This is a genomic window from Streptomyces sp. NPDC048295 (genome assembly GCF_040652135.1).
Classification (GTDB): domain Bacteria; phylum Actinomycetota; class Actinomycetes; order Streptomycetales; family Streptomycetaceae; genus Streptomyces.
The window spans coordinates 143,256-161,169 of the sequence record NZ_JBEZLL010000024.1 but is presented as its reverse complement, the minus strand read 5'-3'; the positions used below and the strand labels follow the sequence as shown (position 1 = coordinate 161,169).

Below are 17,914 nucleotides of genomic sequence, written 5' to 3'. Positions count from 1 at the left end.
AGCCCGGAGAAGTCGCCGTAGGTGGCGGACTCGCCGGCGAAGGTCGAGTCGCCCCGGTTGTGGTACATCGTCGGGTCGTTGAGATCCGGGGTGGGGACACCCCGGATCCGCCGGCAGCCGCCGATCGTCAGGTCCCGCCGTCCGCTGCGGCCCTCACCCGGGTCCGCCGGCTGCTTTCGATGCCAGATAGCGGGCGGGGAACTCCCCGCCGCCGTGCACCGCGAGGTCCGCTCCGTTGAGGTATCCGGCCAGGCCGCCGGCGAGGAACAGGCAGGCACGCGCCACGTCGTCGGGTACCGCCATCCGCGCCATCGGAATGACGCCCGCCACGGCCGCACCGCCGTCCGGTCCGTAGACCGGCGCCGCGCTCTCGGTGCGGACGAGCCCGGTGGTGATGTGGTTGACCCGGACCGCCGGTGCCCACTCCAGGGCCAGCGCCTTGGTCAGGGCCAGCAGCCCGGCCTTCGCGGCCGTGTAGGCCGCGGTACCCGGCTGTGGGTCCTGGCCGGATACGCTGCCGATGTTGATGACCGAGCCGCCACCGTCCTGGGCCCGCATGACGCGATGGGCCGCCTGCGCCACGTAGAACGGCGCGAGCAGGTTGAGCGCGACGATCTTCTCCACGAAGCGCGGCGAGACGGTGGCCGCGTCGGCGTCGGGGGAACCGCCCGCGTTGTTGACGAGCACGTCGAGCCGGCCGAAGCGCTCCACCGCGGCGTCCACCAGCGAGGACGCCGCGGCCGGATCGCGTACGTCGGCGGGGACGAAGACCGCCTCCCGGCCCCCTGCCGCGGGCAGGGTGTCCGGGGCATTGCGTCCGCAGACCACCACGTCCGCCCCGGCGCCGAGGAAGGCCCCGGCGATGGCGGCACCGATGCCCTTGGTGCCCCCGGTGACCAGTGCCACGTGCCCCGTGAAGTCCAACGGGTCGCCGATGTCCATGTGTTGCGTCCCTTTCACCCTCTGCTGGATTCCGCTCATCGGGCGGCCATGCCGAGCTGGGCGGCGAGCCGCGCCCGATGGCGGGAGGGCGGCCCGAACAGCTCACCCGCCCCGTGCGCCCGCTTGAAGTAGCGGTGCGCATCGTGCTCCCAGGTGATCCCGATCCCGCCGTGCAGCTGGATCATCTCGCCGGCCACCGCCGAGAACGCCTCGGAGCAGACGGACTTCGCGACGGCGGCGGCCCGCGGCAGCGCACCCGGGTCCTCGTCGGCGGCGAAAGCGGCACCGAGCGCCGCCGAGCGCGCCGACTCCACCAGGACGTACGCGTCCGCCAGCCGGTGCTTGACCGCCTGGAACGAGCCGATGGGACGGCCGAACTGGACCCGGTTCCTGGCATATTCCACGGTGAGCTCCAGACAGCGCTCGGCCGCGCCCACCTGTTCCGCGGCGAGTGCCGCACAGGCCAGATCCCGCACGTGCTCCAGGTACCGTCCGCCGTCGCCGTCCACACCCACCAGGCGCCCCTCGGCGCCGTCGAGCACCCATCGGGCCTGGGCCCGGGTCCCGTCCATGGTCACGACGGGCTCCCGGCGCACCCCGGTGGCGCCGGGAGCCACCTCGAAGAGCGACACCCCGTGTGCCGTACGGGCAGCGACGAGCAGCACGTCGACGCTGCCGCCCGGCCGGTCCAGCACGTGCTCCTTGGTCCCGGTGATCAGCACGCCGCCATCGGGGGCCCGCACCGCATCGGCGCGGATCGCGTCCTGGTCCCAGGAGCCCTGCTCGGCCCAGGCCAGGGTGCCCACCGAAGTGCCCTCGGCGAGTCCCGGAAGCAGCCGTTCGCAGGCCTCCTTGTCGCCGGAGGCCAGCAACGCCCCCACCGTGAGCACCGCGGATCCCAGATACGGCAGCGGGCTCAGGCTGCGGCCCAGCTCCTCCATCAGCACATGGACATCGCGGGCGCCGCCCCCCGCTCCGCCGTAGCCCTCGGGCACGGCCAGACCGGCCGCGCCGATCTGCTCGGTCAACGGCACCCAGGCCGACTCGGCCTGATACTGCGTCAGCAATGATCGTAGTGCCGATCGCAGCTCTTCCTGCTCCTGCGTCAGTCTCATCGGGCTGCTCCCTGTGCGTACGGTCAGACGGCCATGACGCGGGCCCGGCAGTCGGCCGGGGTGCCCCACGCGTCGCGCAGGGGACGGGCCTTGCGGATCCACAGGGACAGGTCGAGCTCGTCGGTGTAGCCCACGGCACCGTGCAACTGGAGGGCCGTGCGCGCTGCCCCGTACGCGGCTTCGCCCGCGGTGACCTTGGCGGCGGCGATGTCCCGGCCCGACCCTTCGTCGCCGGCGGCGAGCGCGAGCGCGGCGCCGTGCACCAGCGGCTCGGCGAACTCCAGGGCCAGCAGGGTGTCGGCCAGCCGGTGCTTGACCGCCTGGAAGGAGCCGATCGCCACACCGAACTGGGTGCGCTGCGTGACGTATTCGACCGTACGGGCCAGCAGGGTCCTGCCGAGCCCGAGTGCCTGGGCCGCCGTGGCGAGCGCGGCCACATCGGCCGCGTGTCCGACGGCGGCGGCCACGGCGGGGCCCCGGGCGAGGACCGTGCCCTCCAGCGGCCGCGAAAGCCGCCGCCCGGGGTCGGCCGAAGGCTGCACGGGCCCCGGCCCGGCGGCGACGCGCAGGGTGTCACCGTTCACCACGAACACCGTGTCGGCCGCGTCGGCGTCCAGGGCGTACGGGCCGAGGGCCGTCAGGCAGAGGGAGACGACCGACGAGCCCGAGGCGATGCCGGGCAGCTCTTCGGCGGCGATCCGGTCGTCGCCGAGCCGTTCCAGCAGGGCCGCCGCGGCGACCGTCTCGACCAGCGGACCCGGGACGGCGTGCCGCCCCAGTGCCTCGAAGGCGAGGACGAGTTCGAGCGGAAGCGGGCCGAGTCCGTCGTACTTCTCCGGTACGGCGAGTGCGAACACCCCCGCCTCGCCCAGCCGCGCCCAGGCGGCCCTTCCCGGGCCGTGGTCGCCGGCCGCCCAGGACCGTATCGCGGCCGGGGTGTCGCAGGAGCTGAGCAGCCCGTCGAGGGAGCGGGCGAAGTCCCGCTGCTCGGCGTCCAGGAGGAAACGCATCAGCGGCGTCCCTTCGGCAGGCCGAGCAGGCGCTCGGCGATGATGTCGCGCTGGATCTCGTTGGTGCCCGCGTACACGGGACCGGCCAGCGAGAAGGTGTAGCCCTCGGACCAGCTTCCGTGGTCCGGCGATTCCGCCGCGTGGTCGGCGAGTTCGCCGTACGGGCCGAGCAGGTCCAGCGCCGTCTCGTGCAGCGCGATGTCCAGCTCGGACCAGTAGATCTTGTTGAGGCTGGAGGTGGGCCCGGCGGGCCCGCCTCCGCCGTGCAGGACCTGGGAGGCGCCCGCGTAGGAGAACAGCCGGTAGGCGCGGGCCCCGATCACCGCGTCGGCGACCCGGTCGCGCAGCGCCGTGTCGGCCGGGTCGCCGTACTCGTGCCACAGGGCGGTGAGGCGGTCCGCGGCGGCGGTGAAGCGGCCCGGACTGCGCAGGGTGAGCCCGCGCTCGTTGCCGGTGGTACTCATCGCGACCCGCCAGCCCTGGCCGGGCTCGCCGATGACGTCCTCGTCGGGCACGAACACCTCGTCCAGGAAGAGTTCCGCGAAGGCGGGCTTCCCGTCGAGCCGCCCGATGGGCCGTACGGTGACGCCCTCGGCGTCCAGCGGGAACATCAGATACGTGAGCCCCCGGTGCGGCCGGTCCGCGTCCGGGTCGCTGCGGAACAGTCCGAAGGCCCGGTCGGCGAAGGCCGCCCGGGAGGACCAGGTCTTCTGGCCGCTGAGCAGCCAGCCGCCCTCGGTCCGTACGGCTCTCGACTTCAGCGAGGCCAGGTCGGAGCCCGACTCCGGCTCGGACCAGGCCTGTGCCCAGATGACCTCACCGCGTGCCATGGCGGGCAGGATCCTGGCCCGTTGCTCGGCGGTGCCGTTCTCGAAGAGGGTCGGTGCCAGGAGACTGATGCCGTTCTGGCCGACCCGGCCGGGAGCGCCGGCGGCGTAGTACTCCTCCTCGAAGACCATCCAGTGCAGAAGGGAACTCCCGCGCCCGCCGAACTCCTCGGGCCAGGAGACCACCGACCAGCGGTCGGCGGAGAGGGTGGCCTCCCACTCCCGGTGGGCGGCGAAGCCCTCGGCGGTCTCCAGGGACGGCAGGGGAGCCGCCGGGACGTGAGCGGCCAGCCAGTCGCGTGCCTCGGTACGGAACGCCTCGTCGGCGGCGTCGAAATCGAGGTCCATCAGCCGCCCGCCTTCTTCATCGCCCGGATGTCCATGCCGCCGAGCGCGTCCGGTGCGGTCTCGGCGTTGTGCGCGTGCGCCAGATGGTGCAGGCCGAACACCGAGTCCATCCCGGTGTGCATGCCCTGCAGATCCTCGGCCTGGTTGACCGCGCGCTTCGTCAGCGCCAGCCCCATGCGCGGCATCTCCGCGATGCGCAGCGCCAACTCCTGTGTACGATCGGCCAGTTCTTCCCGGGGGACGACCCGGTTGACCATGCCGACCTCGTACGCGCGCCGTGCACTCATCCGGTCACCGGTGTAGAGGAACTCCTTGGCGATCCGGGGCGGCATCACCCACGGGTGGGCGAAGTACTCGACGCCGGGTATGCCCATGCGGACCACGGGGTCGGCGAAGAAGGCGTCCTCCGAGGCGACGATCAGGTCGCAGACCCAGGCCAGCATCAGACCGCCCGCCACGCAGGCGCCCTGAACGGACGCGATGACCGGCTTGGGCAGTTCCCGCCAGCGGCGGCACATTCCCAGATACACCTCGGACTCGCGGGCGAAGCGGCTCTCCGCACCCTCCTTGTCCGAGTGGTCCCACCACAGTCCCGCCCGGCGCTCGAACGGCAGATGCGCGTCCCGCCCGGGGGTTCCGATGTCATGGCCGGCGGAGAAGTGCTTGCCCTCCCCGGCCAGGACGACGGTCTTCACCTCGTTGTCCTCGGCCGCGCGGTAGAACGCCCGGTCCAGGGCGTAGGTCATCGCGGAGTTCTGCGCGTTGCGGTAGTCGGGCCGGTTCATGGTCACTGTCGCGACAGGGCCCAGCTTCTCGTAGCGCACCGGTTCGTCGTGGGCAGCGGACATCAGCCTCTCCTTCCCTAACAAGTGTTTGGTAGATTAACGTACCCCCATGAGCACCGTCGAGGAGTTCCGCACCGAGATCCGCGGCTGGCTGGCCGCCAACCTCACCGGCGCCTTCGCAGGCCTGCGCGGCCGCGGCGGACCCGGACGCGAGCACGAGGCCTTCGCCGAACGGCTGGGCTGGGAAAGGCACATGGCGGCCGAGGGCTGGACCTGCGTGGGCTGGCCCGTGGAGCACGGAGGCCGGGGCGCGACCATCGAGCAGCAGGTCGCCTTCCACGAGGAGTACGCCCTGGCCGACGCCCCCGCCCGGGTCAACCACATCGGCGAGCAGCTGCTCGGCCCGACCCTGGTGGCCTTCGGCACACCCGAGCAGCAGGCCCGCTTCCTGCCGCCGATCGTCGCCGTCCAGGAGCTGTGGTGCCAGGGCTACAGCGAGCCGGACGCCGGGTCCGACCTGGCGAACGTACGGACCAGGGCCGAGCGGGACGGCGAGGACTGGGTGGTCACCGGGCAGAAGATCTGGACATCACTCGCCCACGACGCCCAGTGGTGCTTCGTCGTCGCCCGCACCGAGGCCGGCTCCACCCGCCATGCCGGCCTCTCCTACCTCCTGGTCCCGCTCGATCAGCCCGGTGTGGAGGTCCGGCCCATCCAGCAGCTGACCGGCACCTCCGAATTCAACGAGGTCTTCTTCGACGGCGCCCGCACCCGCGACACACACATCGTCGGCGAACCCGGCGACGGCTGGCGGATTGCCATGGCCACCCTCGGCTTCGAACGCGGCGTCTCCACCCTCGGCCAGCAGGTCGGCTTCCGGCGCGAACTGGAAACCCTGATCGACCTGGCGCGGCGCAACGGCGCCGCCGACGACCCGCTGATCCGCGACCGGCTCGCCCGTGCCTGGACGGGCCTGGAGACCATCCGGTGCAACGCCCTGCGCATGCTCGACGGCGTGGCGGCCGGCGCCCCCGGTCCCGAGGCGTCCATCGGGAAGATCTTCTGGGCCACCTGGCACCGGGAACTCGGCGAGCTGGCCATGAGCGTCCTGGGCGCCGGCGGCATGACCGCCCCCGAAGCGCCCTACGAACTCGACGACTGGCAGCGGCTGTTCCTCTTCTCCCGCTCCGACACCATCTACGCCGGCTCCAACGAGATCCAGCGCAACATCATCGCCGAGCGCGTCCTCGGCCTGCCCAAGGAGAAACGCCCGTGACCCCGCAGCCGCCCTATGTACCGGGCCACTCCCTCCTGGCCGGACGCACTGCCGTGATCACCGCCGCCGCGGGCGCCGGCATCGGTGGAGCGACAGCCCGCAAGTTCTTGGAGGAGGGCGCCCGGATCGTCATCGGCGACGCCCACGAACGCCGCCTGAAGGGGAGCGCCGCCACCCTCGCGGAGGAGTTCGGCGCGGACAAGGTCGCCGCACTGCCCTGCGACGTCACCGACCAGCAGCAGGTCGACGCCCTGTTCGCGCTTGCCGCCGAACGCCACGGCGGCCTCGACATCGTCGTCAACAACGCCGGACTCGGCGGCACCGCCGATCTCGTCGACATGACCGACGACCAGTGGTCCAAGGTCCTCGACGTCACCCTGAACGGCACCTTCCGCTGTACCCGTACGGCTCTGCGGCACTTCAAGGAGCAGGACACCGGCGGCATCGTCGTCAACAACGCCTCCGTCATCGGCTGGCGCGCCCAGCGCGGCCAGGCCCACTACGCCGCCGCCAAGGCCGGTGTGATGGCTCTCACCCGGTGTGCCGCCCTGGAGGCCTCGGACTTCGGCGTGCGTGTCAACGCCGTCGCCCCGAGCCTGGCCATGCACCCGCACCTGGTGAAGGTCACCACCCCGGAACTCCTCGCCGAGCTCACCGAGCGTGAGGCCTTCGGCCGGTACGCCGAGCCGTGGGAGATCGCCAACGTCATCGTCTTCCTGGCCAGCGGATACTCCTCGTACATGACCGGGGAGACCGTCTCCGTCAGCAGCCAGAGGGCGTGACGGCGATCACCCCGAACCCCAACGCCGAGCGACGCGCCGAACTCCTCGCGACCGCCGCAGGGGTGTTCGCCGACCAGGGCTACGACGCCACCACCGTCCGCCGCATCGCGGACACCGCCGGAATGCTCGCGGGCAGCCTCTACTACCACTTCGACTCCAAGGAGTCGATGCTGGACGAGATCCTCTCGGCCTTCCTGGACGAGCTGTGGAGGTGCTACGACACCGTGCTGGCCGCCGGGCTCGGGCCCCGGGAGACCATCGCGGCACTCGTCACCCAGTCCTTCCGGCAGATCGACCGGCACGGCCCGGCCGTCGCCATCTACCAGCGGGAGTCCAGGCACCTCTCCGCCCAGGCGCGCTTCGCCTATCTCGCCGACTCCCAGCTGAAGTTCGAGAACGCCTGGCTGCGCACGCTCGAACGCGGCGTCGCCCAGGAGGACTTCCGCAGCGACCTGGACGTCCGGCTCGTCTACCGGTTCGTCCGCGACACCGTCTGGGTGGCCGCCTCCTGGTACCGCCCCGGCGGTACCCACAGTCCGGAGGAGATCGCCCGCCAATACCTGTCCATGGTCCTCGCCGGCATCACCACGCGGACCTGACACCCGGAAACACCACCCCAACCAAGGAGCAGTCATGGCCGAGGCCTACATCGTCGAAGCGGTACGCACCCCGGTCGGCCGGCGCAAGGGCGGGCTGTCGGCCGTCCACCCCGCCGACCTCGGGGCCCATGTCATCAAGGCGCTGGTCGAGCGCACCGGGGTCGACCCGGCCGCGGTGGAGGATGTCGTCTTCGGCTGCCTGGACACCGTCGGTCCGCAGGCCGGGGACATCGCCCGCACCGCCTGGCTCGCCGCGGGTCTTCCCGAGGAGGTGCCCGGCACCACCGTCGACCGGCAGTGCGGCTCCTCCCAGCAGGCCATCCACTTCGCCGCCCAGGGCGTCCTGTCCGGCACTCAGGACCTGGTCGTCGCCGGCGGCACCCAGAACATGTCGATGATCCCGATCGCCTTCGCCGGCCGCCAGGCCGCCGAACCCCTCGGCCTCACCGACGGCCCGTACGCGGGCTCCGTCGGCTGGCGCGCCCGTTACGGCGACGCGCCCGTCAACCAGTTCCACGGCGCCGAACTCATCGCCGAGAAGTGGGGCATCTCCCGTGAGGACATGGAGCACTTCGCACTCCGCTCGCACCAGCGGGCGCTGCGCGCCATCGACGAGGGCAGGTTCGCCCGCGAGACCGTCGCGTACGGCGAGGTGACGGTGGACGAGGGTCCGCGCCGGGACACCTCGCTGGAGAGGATGGCCGGCCTCAAGCCGGTCGTCGAGGGCGGCCGGCTGACCGCCGGGGTCTCCTCGCAGGTCTCGGACGGCGCCTCCGCGATCCTCGTCGCCTCCGAGCGGGCCGTCGCCGAGCACGGTCTCACGCCTCGGGCCCGCATCCACCACCTCTCGGTGCGCGGCGAGGACCCGATCCGGATGCTGTCGGCGCCGATCCCGGCCACCGCGTACGCGCTGAAGAAGGCCGGCATGTCCATCGACGACATGGACCTGGTCGAGATCAACGAGGCCTTCGCCCCGGTGGTCCTGGCCTGGCTGAAGGAGACGGGCGCCGACCCGGGCAAGGTCAACGTCAACGGCGGCGCCATCGCGCTCGGCCACCCGCTCGGTGCCACCGGCGCCAAGCTGATGACGACGCTCCTCCACGAGCTGGAGCGCACCGGGGGCCGTTACGGCCTCCAGACCATGTGCGAGGGCGGCGGCCAGGCCAACGTCACCATCATCGAACGCCTCTGAGCGCGGGCCCGGAGGCCGACCCGGTGGCCCCGCGATCGGGCGGGTCACCGGGACCGGTGCCGAAACCCGCTCCCCGTGTCAGCCGCCCGCCCCGGCCCCGGTCCGTCGTTCGGAGCCGAGCACCGTTCCTGAACATCTGACGTCTTATCTTTAGTAGGATCATTCCGGGGCGGTGGCCGGAGGGGGAGATGGCGGAAGCACACCCCATCGGCAAGGCGCTCGGCGCGACGGCCTCATGACCGGCGAACCGGGTGCACCCGTACGACGTCGCCCGAGATTTCTCAGTACTGGAGACCGCCACCATGAACGCAGGACGCCCCGCCGCTCTCGTCGGCGCGTATGCGGCCCTGCCGTCCCCGCGTGGCGAACAGGAACACTTCTACGAGGGGCTCGCCGGCCGGGGAATCGCCGACGGGCTGGAGATCCCGTACCGCGACGGCCTCGGTGAGGACGCCCGTGGGCTGGCCGCACGGATGCGCGGCCGTTTCACCCGTTCAGTGATCACGCTGATTCCCGGCACGATGGCGCGCGTGGGCGCCTCGGGCACGTTCGGGCTCGCCTCCGCGGACCACGACGGCCGCCGTGCGGCGATCGAGTTCCTTCGCGAGGCCCGGATCGCCGCCGAGGAGCTGAACCAGCTCACCGGAGAGCAGTCGGTCTCCGTCATCCACATCCACACCGCGCCCTCGACGACCGCTGTCGCGGAGATGTTCGCCCGTTCCCTCGACGAGATCGCGGCGAGCGCACCCGCCGCGGGCGCCTGGTCCACCCGGCTCGTCCTTGAACACTGCGACGCCTACGCGCCGGCCTTCCCGGGCGAGAAGCGGTTCCTGCCGCTGGAGGACGAGATCCCCCTCGCGCACGCAGGGGGGATCGGTATCGCCATCAACTGGGGCCGTTCCGCGATCGAGGCGCAGGACCCCGGCCGGCCGCTCGCCCAGATCACCCGGCTTGCCTCCGAGGGGCTGCTGGAGGGCGTCATGTTCTCCGGCGCCGGCCCGACCGCGAACGAGTACGGGGGACCGTGGGCGGACGCGCATCTGCCCCTCACCGAGGACGAGCCCACGTCCCTCATGGACGCCGACGAGGTACGCCGTTGCCTCCGCGCGGCACAAGGCGCGATCTCCTACGCGGGGGCGAAGATCCAGGTTCCCGCCGACGCCGCGGTCGACGAGCGGCTCGCGATGCTGGGCCGTGTCATGCGGCTCCTGCCCGAGCGTGTGGCGGCCGGCAGGGTCCCCATGTCCGCGGGGGCCTCCGCGACACCCTGATCCCGTCGCCCGATGTCGCACGGGGAACACTCGGGGGAGTCCGGGCAGCCGTCGGCTCGTCAGGAGAAGGCCCGCACCGGCCACTTCACCGGGACCAGGTCCCCGGCCCGGTGAAGTGGCCGGTGCCGCGGTACTCGGTGGAGTCGGAGATGACGACGACCAGGTCGGCCTCGGGGCCTTGGCGGCGCGGGAGACGACCTGGCCGATGCCGCGCGGATCCGTCGCCCGTTCTCCCAGCACCGGAAGCGGCTGCCGAGCGCGGTGTCCCTGGTGACGTCGGCGGTGGGGTCACCCGTGATGCCCTGTGTGGCGGACACCGCGTCGACGGTCCGCACGCCCGTCAGGCCTGGCGGCTGGAGCAGGGACCGATGCCGGTGACGGCCGCCCGCTTCGTGGCCGCCGCGGTGTGGAAGGCGTCCTGCCGGCCGGCGGTGTGACCGTCGCCGACGATCACCACGTCGAGCCGGCCGGCCGAGGGGCCGGGCGGCTCGACGGTGACGCGAGGGTTCTGGGCGGGCTCCGGGTGCCGTCCCCGGGGTCAGTCCGCCCCGGGCAGGGACTTCAGCGCCGCTCGTGCCTCGTCCATGATCCGCTCGACCAGCTCCGAGCAGGACGGCAGGTCCTCGATCAGGCCCGCCACCTGGCCCGAGGCCATCACCCCGATGTCCGTACGCCCCTCGACCAGCGAGGCCTTCAGGAGCATCGGTGTGTTGGCGGCCAGCAGTACCTGGCTCCAGGTCAGTTCCTTGCCGTGTTTCATCGCCAGCCCGTCGCGGACCAGCCGGGGCCAGCTCGCACCGGACTCCTTCCGGAAGGCCGAGGCGTGCCGCAGCGCCCGCAGCAAGGAGGTGGCGCGGCCGGAACGCTCCAGCGAATCGACCATGGCGGTACGCAGCATGCGGTGCGGCAGACCGTCCACCCGGGTGGTGACCGTGACGTCCTTGACGGTGGCGGCCAGGTACTTCGCCTTCACCGCGTCGGGGACGGTGCTGTCCGAGGTGAGCAGGAAGCGCGTGCCCATGCCGATCCCGGCCGCCCCGTAGGCGAGTGCGGCGACCAGGCCGCGCCCGTCGTGGAAACCGCCCGCCGCGATCACCGGAATGCCGACGGCGTCCACCACCTGGGGGAGCAGCACGGTGGTGGCCACGTCGCCCGTGTGGCCGCCGCCCTCGCCGCCCTGCACCATCACCGCGTCGGCTCCCCACGCGGCGACCTTCTCCGCGTGCCGGCGGGCGCCGATGGAGGGGATGACGACGACGCCGGCGTCCTTGAGCCGGGCGATCAGGTCCTTGGACGGAGCCAGTGCGAAGGACGCCACCCGCACCTGCTCGTCGATGATGATCCGCACCCGCTCGCCCGCGTCGCCCGCGTCCGCCCGCAGATTGACGCCGAACGGCGCGTCCGTACGGGACTTGACCTCGCGGACCGCCGCGCGGAGCTGCTCGACCGTCATCGTCGCGGAGGCCAGGATGCCGAGCGCCCCCGCGTTCGCGGAGGCCGACACCAGCCGGGGGCCGGCCACCCAGCCCATTCCGGTCTGCACGATCGGGTACCGCACCCCGGTCAGTTCGGTGAGTGCGGTGGAGAACGGCGCGGGGCCGGTCATGCCGGGACCTCGCGCTCGCGGAGCCCCTTGGGGTCGATGACCTCGCGGATGAGGCGGAGTTCGGCCTCCGTGGGTTCCCGGGTGAACGGCACCTCGTCCGGCACGGTGAGGGCGAAACCGGTGGCCTCGATGACCTGTTCGAGGCTCACGCCGGGGTGCAGGGAGCGCAGCCGCATCGTGCGGTCGGGGGTCTCGAAGTCGAAGACACCCAGATTGCTGACGACTTCGGGGATGCGGTGGTAGCGGGTCGCGGAGGGGCCGGCCTCGGCCGCCCGGTCGTACCCGACCCCGCTGACCATGTCGACATGCTCCACGAACACGCGCGACGAGTGCTTGGGCACCCAGTAACTGGTCGGGTTGTTGAGGGTGTTGACCGGGGCGCCGCGCACCCCGAGCAGCTGACGCGTGGGCCTGGCCCAGTCGCCGATGCAGGAGATGTTCTGGTTGCCGTACCGGTCGATCTGGCTGGCGCCCATCATCACGTGCCGGCGGCCCGTGGCGGTGAGTGCCAGGTGCTGGCGGAACGGCAGCCAGCCCTCGATGCTCCCCGGCTTCACTCCCACCGCCGGAGTGTCGGCCATCATCAGCGCCTCCCCGTCGGTCAGCAGCAGTTCGGGGGAGAAGGTCAGCCTCGCCAGACGTGCGCCGATGGCGGGGACGGTGCCCATGGGGCTGGCGAGGATCTCACCCGCGTCCCGCCAGGCCTCGGCGCAGGCCACCACGCAGTACTCGGCGCGGCTCGCCGTCCTGATGCCGGTGGTCTCGGTGCCGCTCATGCTTCCTCCTGGTGGAACGCGGCGACGGCGGCCTGGTAGGCGGCCTCGTCCCCGGACAGGAACCGTTCGACGAAGGCGGGCCAGTCCTCGGGGGCGCGGGCCGCCCGGACGTAGGCGCGCTGGAAGGCCTCGTCCCGGTCGTGGTCGGGCACACAGGAAGTGAAGTGCGCGCCGTTCGGTGTCTCGACGACTCCGTCCACGAACATCCGCTTGATCAGCAGTGTCTGCGGCCCGTGCTCCTTCAGCAGGTCCGCCGTCTCCACGATGCGCTCGCAGGAGACGAACCCTTGGTCGGCGGCCTCGCAGAACAGGTCGTCGAAGTACGGGTCGGGGCCCAGGTACTGGCCGTTGCCCTGCGCATCGGAACGGTTGAGGTGGACCAGGGCCGCGTCCAGGCGCAGCGCCGGGGCCGCGACCAGCTTCTCCCCGTCCTCGTACGGAGAAGTGACCGTACGCAGAGCGGGGTTGACCTCCATCAGGTCCGAGCCCAGACCGGCACGTACCGGCATGAACGGCAACCGCTGCGCGCCCGCCGTCAGGCCCCACATCATCATTGCCTCGTCCATCTCGACCATCTCGAAGGCGCCGCGCTGCCGGGCCGCCGTGAAGTGCGGCTCCAGCGGTATCGAGTCGAGCGTCCCGAAGGCCGTGACCAGCTTGCGGATCTTCCCCGCCGCCGCGAGCAGGCCCACGTCGGGGCCGCCGTACGACACCACGGTCAGGTCGGTGATGTCCGAGCGCAGTAGCGCCCGCACCAGAGCCATCGGCTTGCGGCGCGAACCCCAGCCGCCGATGCCGATCGTCATGCCGCTCTCCAGCCGGCCGACGACGTCCTCGGCCGTCATCGTCTTGTCCTGTGTCACGTCTAGTGCTCCTTGTCCGTGCCGAAGGTGCCGCGCACACGGTCGGCGACGCCACTGAGGTTGGCCTCGAAGGTGAAGCCCTGCTCGAAGCGGTAGCTGCGGCGTACGTCGACGGGGTCGATGCCGTTGATGGCGGCCTTGGCCAGCCGGATGAGACAGCCGTCCTTGGCGGCGATCTCCCCGGCCAGTTCCAGGGCGGCCCCCGTCAGCCGCTCACGCGGCACGACGTCGAACACCGAGCCGTGCCGGTGCAGTTCCTCGGCCGACACGGTGCGTGAGGTGTAGTACAGGGTCCGCATCAGGTGCTGCGGGACGAGCCGGGCCAGGTGCGTGGCCGCGCCGAGCGCGCCGCGGTCGAGCTCCGGCAGGCCGAAGGACGCGTCGTCGGAGGCCACGATCACGTCCGCGTTGCCCACCAGGCCGATGCCGCCGCCGAGGCAGAAGCCGTGCACAGCGGCCACCACCGGGACCTCGCACTCGTAGACCGCGGCGAACGCCTCGAAGCAGCCCCGGTTGGCGCCGATCAGCGCCTCTGGTCCGTCGGCGCGCTGCATCTCCTTGATGTCCACGCCCGCGTTGAAGCCGCGCCCCTCGGCGGTGAGCACCACGCAGCGGATGCCCGGGTCGGCCCCGGCGGCGCGTACCGCCGCGGCCAGGTCGTACCAGCCCTGCACGGGCAGAGCGTTGACCGGGGGGTAGTCCACGGTGACGACGGCGACGCCCTCGCGTGGGGCGGAGGTGGAGACACCCATGAGCAGATCAGCTACCTTTCCACCAAACGTTTGTTAGGCCCAAAAGGTAGCAGCGATACGGACGCCGCGGGAGGTGTCGTGCCACTCAGCGGAACCGGCGCCCTGTTCTCCGCGCATCGCAGGCCGGATGTCCCACGCCGTACGCCGTTCCTTGCCTGTCGTTGTCGCCCGTCGAAAGGACACTCGTCATGACCTCACCGACCGCCCTGTGTGCCGGACGCGTCGCCGTCGTCACCGGCGCCGGCCGTGGACTCGGCCGCGCCCATGCCCTGGCCCTCGCTGCCGAGGGCGCGAAAGTCGTCGTCAACGACCTGGGTGTGGGGCTCGACGGCTCCGGCTCGGGCACCGGACCGGCCGAGCAGGTCGTGAAGGAGATCCGCGCGGCCGGGGGCGAAGCGGTCGCCAACAACGGTGACATCGCCACGTCCGAGGGCGCGGCCTCTCTCGTCGCCACCGCACTCGACTCCTTCGGCCGGCTCGACACGCTCGTCAACAACGCCGGATTCCTCCGCGACAGGATGCTGGTCAACCTGGACGAGGACGACTGGGACACCGTGATGCGCGTCCATCTCAAGGGGCACTTCCTGCCGCTCAAGCACGCGGCGGCGCACTGGCGCGCCGAGGCGAAGGCCGGCCGGACGCCCGCGGCCAGGGTCGTCAACACCAGCTCCGGCGCCGGGCTGCTGGGCAGTGTCGGCCAGGGCAACTACGCGGCCGCCAAGGCCGGCATCGTCGGCCTGACCCTGGTGGCCGCCGCCGAGATGGGCCGCTACGGGGTCCAGATCAACGCGATCGCCCCGGCAGCCCGGACCCGGATGACCGAGGCGACGTTCGCCGAGACGATGGCGGCGCCCGGCGAGGGCGCCTTCGACGCGATGGCCCCGGAGAACGTCTCGCCGCTGGTCGTCTGGCTGGGCTCCGCCGCATCCGCCGGGGTCAGCGGCCGGGTTTTCGAGACCGAGGGCGGACGGATCACCGTGATGGAGGGCTGGCGGCCCGGCCCCACCGCCGACAAGGGCGCCCGCTGGACCCCGGCCGAGGCCGGAGCGGCGGTGACCGGTCTGCTGGCGGCGGCCGAGACCCCGCAGCCGGTGTACGGCGCCTCCTGACCTGCCGCCGCACGGGGTGGTGATCAGCCGTCACCACCCCGTGTCCCGAGGCCTGTTCAGGCTCCGGCCGGCTCGCCCCGTACCCCGGCCACCAGCAGCGCGGGGGACTCCGCGCGGCCGTCCAGGATGCGATTGGTCCGGGTGACCACCTCCCACCCCGATGGCGTGCGGCGCAGCCGCCAGTGGTTGGCCGTCGCCCGGCGCACCACGTAACGGCCCGCCTCGTGCACCACCATCAGCGAATGGCACACCGCCACGGCCTCGTCGCCCTCCACCGTGATGTGCGGCGGGCCCACGACATGGGCACAGCCCTGCCGGATCCAGCCCTGGTGCGCGGGGGAACGGACCATCTCACGGATCTGCTCCCGGCCCGCGAGGAAGATCTCGTCGATGTCGTACACCCCGTCCGGTGCCCAGAGCGCGGCCACCGCCCCCGCGTCGCCCCCGTCCACCAGCGGCCCGTACGAAGCCATCGTGCGCGCGATGTCGCGCTCGTCCTCCAGCAGCGCGAGCCGTGCCTCGACCGCGGCGAGACGATCCTCGCTCATGCCCGTGCCTCCACGCCCGTCGTGATGCCCGCGATCGCGGCGAGGGCCTCCACCTGCTCGACGTAATGGCCGGCCGAACCGGCGGTCAGGGACACGCTGACCAAGGTGGCACCGGCCCCGGACACCTTCCGTAGCGCCTCGGCGGCGCCGTCCGGATCGCCCGACGGGTCGAGCGGACGTCCGGCGCTCAGCACCACTTCGAAGCCGTCGGGGAGCGAGGCGTCGCCGACCATCTCGCGGAGCCGGTCGAGCGGCAGTCCGAACGGTACCCAGCCGTCGCCATGTGCCAGTGCCCGGCGCAGCGAACGCGGTGTCCGGCCACCGATCCACAACGGCACCCGGTCCTGCACGGCGTGCGGCTCCACCACGAGACCCTCGTAGTCGAAGTGCTCGCCGCGGTAGGCGGGTTCGCGCCGGGACAGGGATGCCCGCAGGGCCGCGAGGGCGTCGTCGGCGATCGCGCCCCTGCCCTCGAAGGCGGCGCCGAGCAGCCGGAACTCCTCCTCCAGGCTGCCCACACCGAGGCCCAGGACGACCCGTCCGCCCGAGATGCGGTCCAGGGTTCCGTAGCGCTTCGCGATCTCCAGCGGGTGGTGGTAGCCGAGCACCAGGACCTGGGTGGCGAACCGGATTCGACGGGTGCGGGCAGCCAGATAGCCGAAGGTGGACAGCGGATCCCAGTAGGTGCCGCCGCGCTGCCCGGCGATCTCCACGGGCACCGCCACATGTTCCGAGCAGGTCAGATGGTGGAAGCCGAACCGGTCCGCGGCCTCGGCGACCGCGCCCAGCTCCTCGATACCGACGGTGCGTTCCCAGGGGGAATGGACGCCTGGGACGGCCGTGACGACGGGACTGTTGATGCCGAGCCGCATGGGGCACCTCTCTCGGGCAGAACGGGATGGGACGGAACGGAAGGGGCCATCCAAGTGCCCCGCCCCCGCTCGCGTCGGCCGTGTCCCGGTGGGCGGGAAACCGGCCTGCCGACTCCTCCTCGGCCCGGTCCCCGGCGAACGGCGCGCCCGAGGCCGTGCCGGGCGGCAGGCCCGGTCAGGCGCCGCTCGCCCGGTCGGGCCTCGCGCGCCGCACGTCCGGCCGCCGCGCCCCCGCAGTGCGCCCGGTCAGGCGCGCGTCCGCCGTCCGGTCAGCGGGACGACCGGCACGCGTCCCGGGCCGAAGCTTCTACGGTGCCGGTGCGGGCCGCTTCCCGTGACCGGCGACTGCTCGCAGCGGTGCCGCACGGACGGGACCGGCCCTCATGCGTCAGCAGCACCGACCCACCCGAGGAGCACTCATGCCGCGCAACGTCGTCGTCACCGGATCCAGTTCGGGGATCGGTGCCGCCCTCACCGTCCTGTTCCGCGCCCAGGGAGACCGCGTGATCGGCGTGGACCTCCGCGGCGGCGAGGTCGAGGCCGACCTGTCCACACCCGAAGGCCGCTCCGCCGCCGCGGCGGCGGCCGTCGACGTTGCAGGCGGGGTGGTGGACGCGGTCGTCACCTGCGCGGGCGTCGCGGAACCGGGAACCGCGATGGTGACGGTCAACTACTTCGGCACCACCGAGTTCCTGACGGCGCTGCGACCGGCTCTTGCCGCGGCCGAACGGCCCCGCGTCGTGGCCATCGGCTCGATCTCAGGCACCCAGACCCACGACCCGGAGATCGTCGACGCCTGCCTGGCGGGCAACGAGGCCGCGGCCCTGGAACACGCCGAACGGGCCGTGGCCGACGGCCGCGCCCGTCAGCTGTACCCCTCGTCCAAGGCGGCGCTCGCGCAGTGGGCGCGGCGCACCGCCGTCTCCGAGGGCTGGGCCGATGCCGGGATCCCCGTGAACGTCGTCGCGCCGGGCATCGTCCTCACCCCGATGAGCGCGGGACTCTTCGACGACCCGGAGATGAAGAAGATCATGGACGCGGCGGTCCCCATGCCGCTCAACGGCTATCTGGAGCCCGAGGACGTCGCACGGGCCGTACTCTTCCTGGCCTCCGACGAGAACAGCCACATCACCGGGCAGGTGGTGTACGTCGACGGAGGCGCCGAGGCGACCCTGCGCGGGCCCGCCCACTTCTGAGCCGTCGCAGGAAGGTGCCCCGGCCGCGTCACGCGGCCGGGGCAC

General features: G+C 72.3%; 18 protein-coding genes. 7 read left to right on the top strand and 11 right to left on the bottom strand.

The features are described 5' to 3' along the window. Positions 1 to 153: 153 nt before the first annotated feature. The 5 genes from AB0D53_RS30395 to AB0D53_RS30375 are packed head-to-tail and all read right to left on the bottom strand — an operon-like array spanning position 154 to position 5,090. Positions 154 to 942 (bottom strand): SDR family oxidoreductase, encoded by a 789-nt coding sequence (locus AB0D53_RS30395; RefSeq protein ID WP_362452265.1) that lies wholly within the window; start codon positions 940 to 942, stop codon positions 154 to 156. Positions 943 to 977: 35 nt separating this feature from the next. Continuing rightward, the gene (locus AB0D53_RS30390) at positions 978 to 2,057 is read right to left on the bottom strand and encodes an acyl-CoA dehydrogenase family protein (RefSeq protein WP_362452264.1); all 1,080 of its coding nucleotides are present in this window, start codon (positions 2,055 to 2,057) and stop codon (positions 978 to 980) included. 23 nt (positions 2,058 to 2,080) lie between these two features. Then, positions 2,081 to 3,067 (bottom strand): acyl-CoA dehydrogenase family protein, encoded by a 987-nt coding sequence (locus tag AB0D53_RS30385; protein ID WP_362452263.1) that lies wholly within the window; start codon positions 3,065 to 3,067, stop codon positions 2,081 to 2,083. Beyond that, complete coding sequence (locus AB0D53_RS30380) at positions 3,067 to 4,242, bottom strand: acyl-CoA dehydrogenase family protein (RefSeq protein ID WP_362452262.1); 1,176 nt, start codon at positions 4,240 to 4,242, stop codon at positions 3,067 to 3,069. Before AB0D53_RS30380 ends, AB0D53_RS30385 begins: the two co-directional genes overlap by 1 nt. Continuing rightward, positions 4,242 to 5,090, bottom strand: a complete 849-nt coding sequence (locus tag AB0D53_RS30375) for an enoyl-CoA hydratase (protein ID WP_362452261.1) — start codon at positions 5,088 to 5,090, stop codon at positions 4,242 to 4,244. Before AB0D53_RS30375 ends, AB0D53_RS30380 begins: the two co-directional genes overlap by 1 nt. A 46-nt stretch (positions 5,091 to 5,136) precedes the next feature. On the opposite strand from AB0D53_RS30375, the gene AB0D53_RS30370 reads away from it, so the two are divergent. The 5 genes from AB0D53_RS30370 (at position 5,137) to AB0D53_RS30350 (ending at position 10,147) form a co-directional block, all read left to right on the top strand. Further along, on the top strand, positions 5,137 to 6,303 hold the full coding sequence (locus tag AB0D53_RS30370; protein ID WP_362452259.1) for an acyl-CoA dehydrogenase family protein: 1,167 nt from the start codon (positions 5,137 to 5,139) through the stop codon (positions 6,301 to 6,303). Beyond that, on the top strand, positions 6,300 to 7,085 hold the full coding sequence (locus tag AB0D53_RS30365) for an SDR family oxidoreductase (RefSeq protein ID WP_362452258.1): 786 nt from the start codon (positions 6,300 to 6,302) through the stop codon (positions 7,083 to 7,085). Before AB0D53_RS30370 ends, AB0D53_RS30365 begins: the two co-directional genes overlap by 4 nt. Before the next feature lie 5 nt (positions 7,086 to 7,090). Further along, positions 7,091 to 7,684 (top strand): TetR/AcrR family transcriptional regulator, encoded by a 594-nt coding sequence (locus AB0D53_RS30360; RefSeq protein WP_362452271.1) that lies wholly within the window; start codon positions 7,091 to 7,093, stop codon positions 7,682 to 7,684. Positions 7,685 to 7,718: 34 nt separating this feature from the next. Continuing rightward, a complete protein-coding gene (locus AB0D53_RS30355; protein ID WP_362452257.1) occupies positions 7,719 to 8,876 on the top strand; it encodes an acetyl-CoA C-acetyltransferase in 1,158 nt (385 codons plus the stop codon). A 302-nt stretch (positions 8,877 to 9,178) separates the two neighbouring features. Continuing rightward, positions 9,179 to 10,147, top strand: a complete 969-nt coding sequence (locus tag AB0D53_RS30350) for a DUF4862 family protein (RefSeq protein ID WP_362452255.1) — start codon at positions 9,179 to 9,181, stop codon at positions 10,145 to 10,147. 538 nt (positions 10,148 to 10,685) lie between these two features. On the opposite strand, the gene AB0D53_RS30345 is transcribed toward AB0D53_RS30350, so the two are convergent. From AB0D53_RS30345 to AB0D53_RS30330, 4 genes are read right to left on the bottom strand one after another with little or no spacing between them, the layout of a single operon-like run. Then, complete coding sequence (locus AB0D53_RS30345; RefSeq protein WP_362452253.1) at positions 10,686 to 11,753, bottom strand: nitronate monooxygenase; 1,068 nt, start codon at positions 11,751 to 11,753, stop codon at positions 10,686 to 10,688. Continuing rightward, positions 11,750 to 12,529, bottom strand: a complete 780-nt coding sequence (locus AB0D53_RS30340; RefSeq protein ID WP_362452252.1) for a CoA-transferase — start codon at positions 12,527 to 12,529, stop codon at positions 11,750 to 11,752. Before AB0D53_RS30340 ends, AB0D53_RS30345 begins: the two co-directional genes overlap by 4 nt. Next, on the bottom strand, positions 12,526 to 13,374 hold the full coding sequence (locus tag AB0D53_RS30335) for a CoA-transferase (protein ID WP_362452269.1): 849 nt from the start codon (positions 13,372 to 13,374) through the stop codon (positions 12,526 to 12,528). The genes AB0D53_RS30340 and AB0D53_RS30335 overlap by 4 nt, the downstream gene beginning before the upstream one ends. 20 nt (positions 13,375 to 13,394) lie before the next feature. Further along, entirely contained in the window at positions 13,395 to 14,144 is a 750-nt protein-coding gene (locus AB0D53_RS30330; protein ID WP_362452251.1) for an enoyl-CoA hydratase family protein, read from the bottom strand. Between the two features lie 188 nt (positions 14,145 to 14,332). Here AB0D53_RS30330 and AB0D53_RS30325 point away from each other — a divergent pair, with 188 nt between their 5' ends. Further along, entirely contained in the window at positions 14,333 to 15,253 is a 921-nt protein-coding gene (locus tag AB0D53_RS30325; RefSeq protein ID WP_362452250.1) for an SDR family oxidoreductase, read from the top strand. Between the two features lie 56 nt (positions 15,254 to 15,309). Here the strand turns inward: AB0D53_RS30325 and AB0D53_RS30320 are convergent, their stop codons facing one another. Continuing rightward, entirely contained in the window at positions 15,310 to 15,801 is a 492-nt protein-coding gene (locus AB0D53_RS30320; RefSeq protein ID WP_362452249.1) for a nuclear transport factor 2 family protein, read from the bottom strand. Next, positions 15,798 to 16,673: a TIGR03619 family F420-dependent LLM class oxidoreductase gene (locus tag AB0D53_RS30315; RefSeq protein ID WP_362452248.1), complete on the bottom strand. Its 876-nt coding sequence runs from the start codon at positions 16,671 to 16,673 to the stop codon at positions 15,798 to 15,800. The genes AB0D53_RS30320 and AB0D53_RS30315 overlap by 4 nt, the downstream gene beginning before the upstream one ends. Positions 16,674 to 17,092: 419 nt before the next feature. Here AB0D53_RS30315 and AB0D53_RS30310 point away from each other — a divergent pair, with 419 nt between their 5' ends. Beyond that, entirely contained in the window at positions 17,093 to 17,869 is a 777-nt protein-coding gene (locus AB0D53_RS30310) for an SDR family oxidoreductase (RefSeq protein ID WP_362452247.1), read from the top strand. Positions 17,870 to 17,914 lie beyond the last annotated feature (45 nt).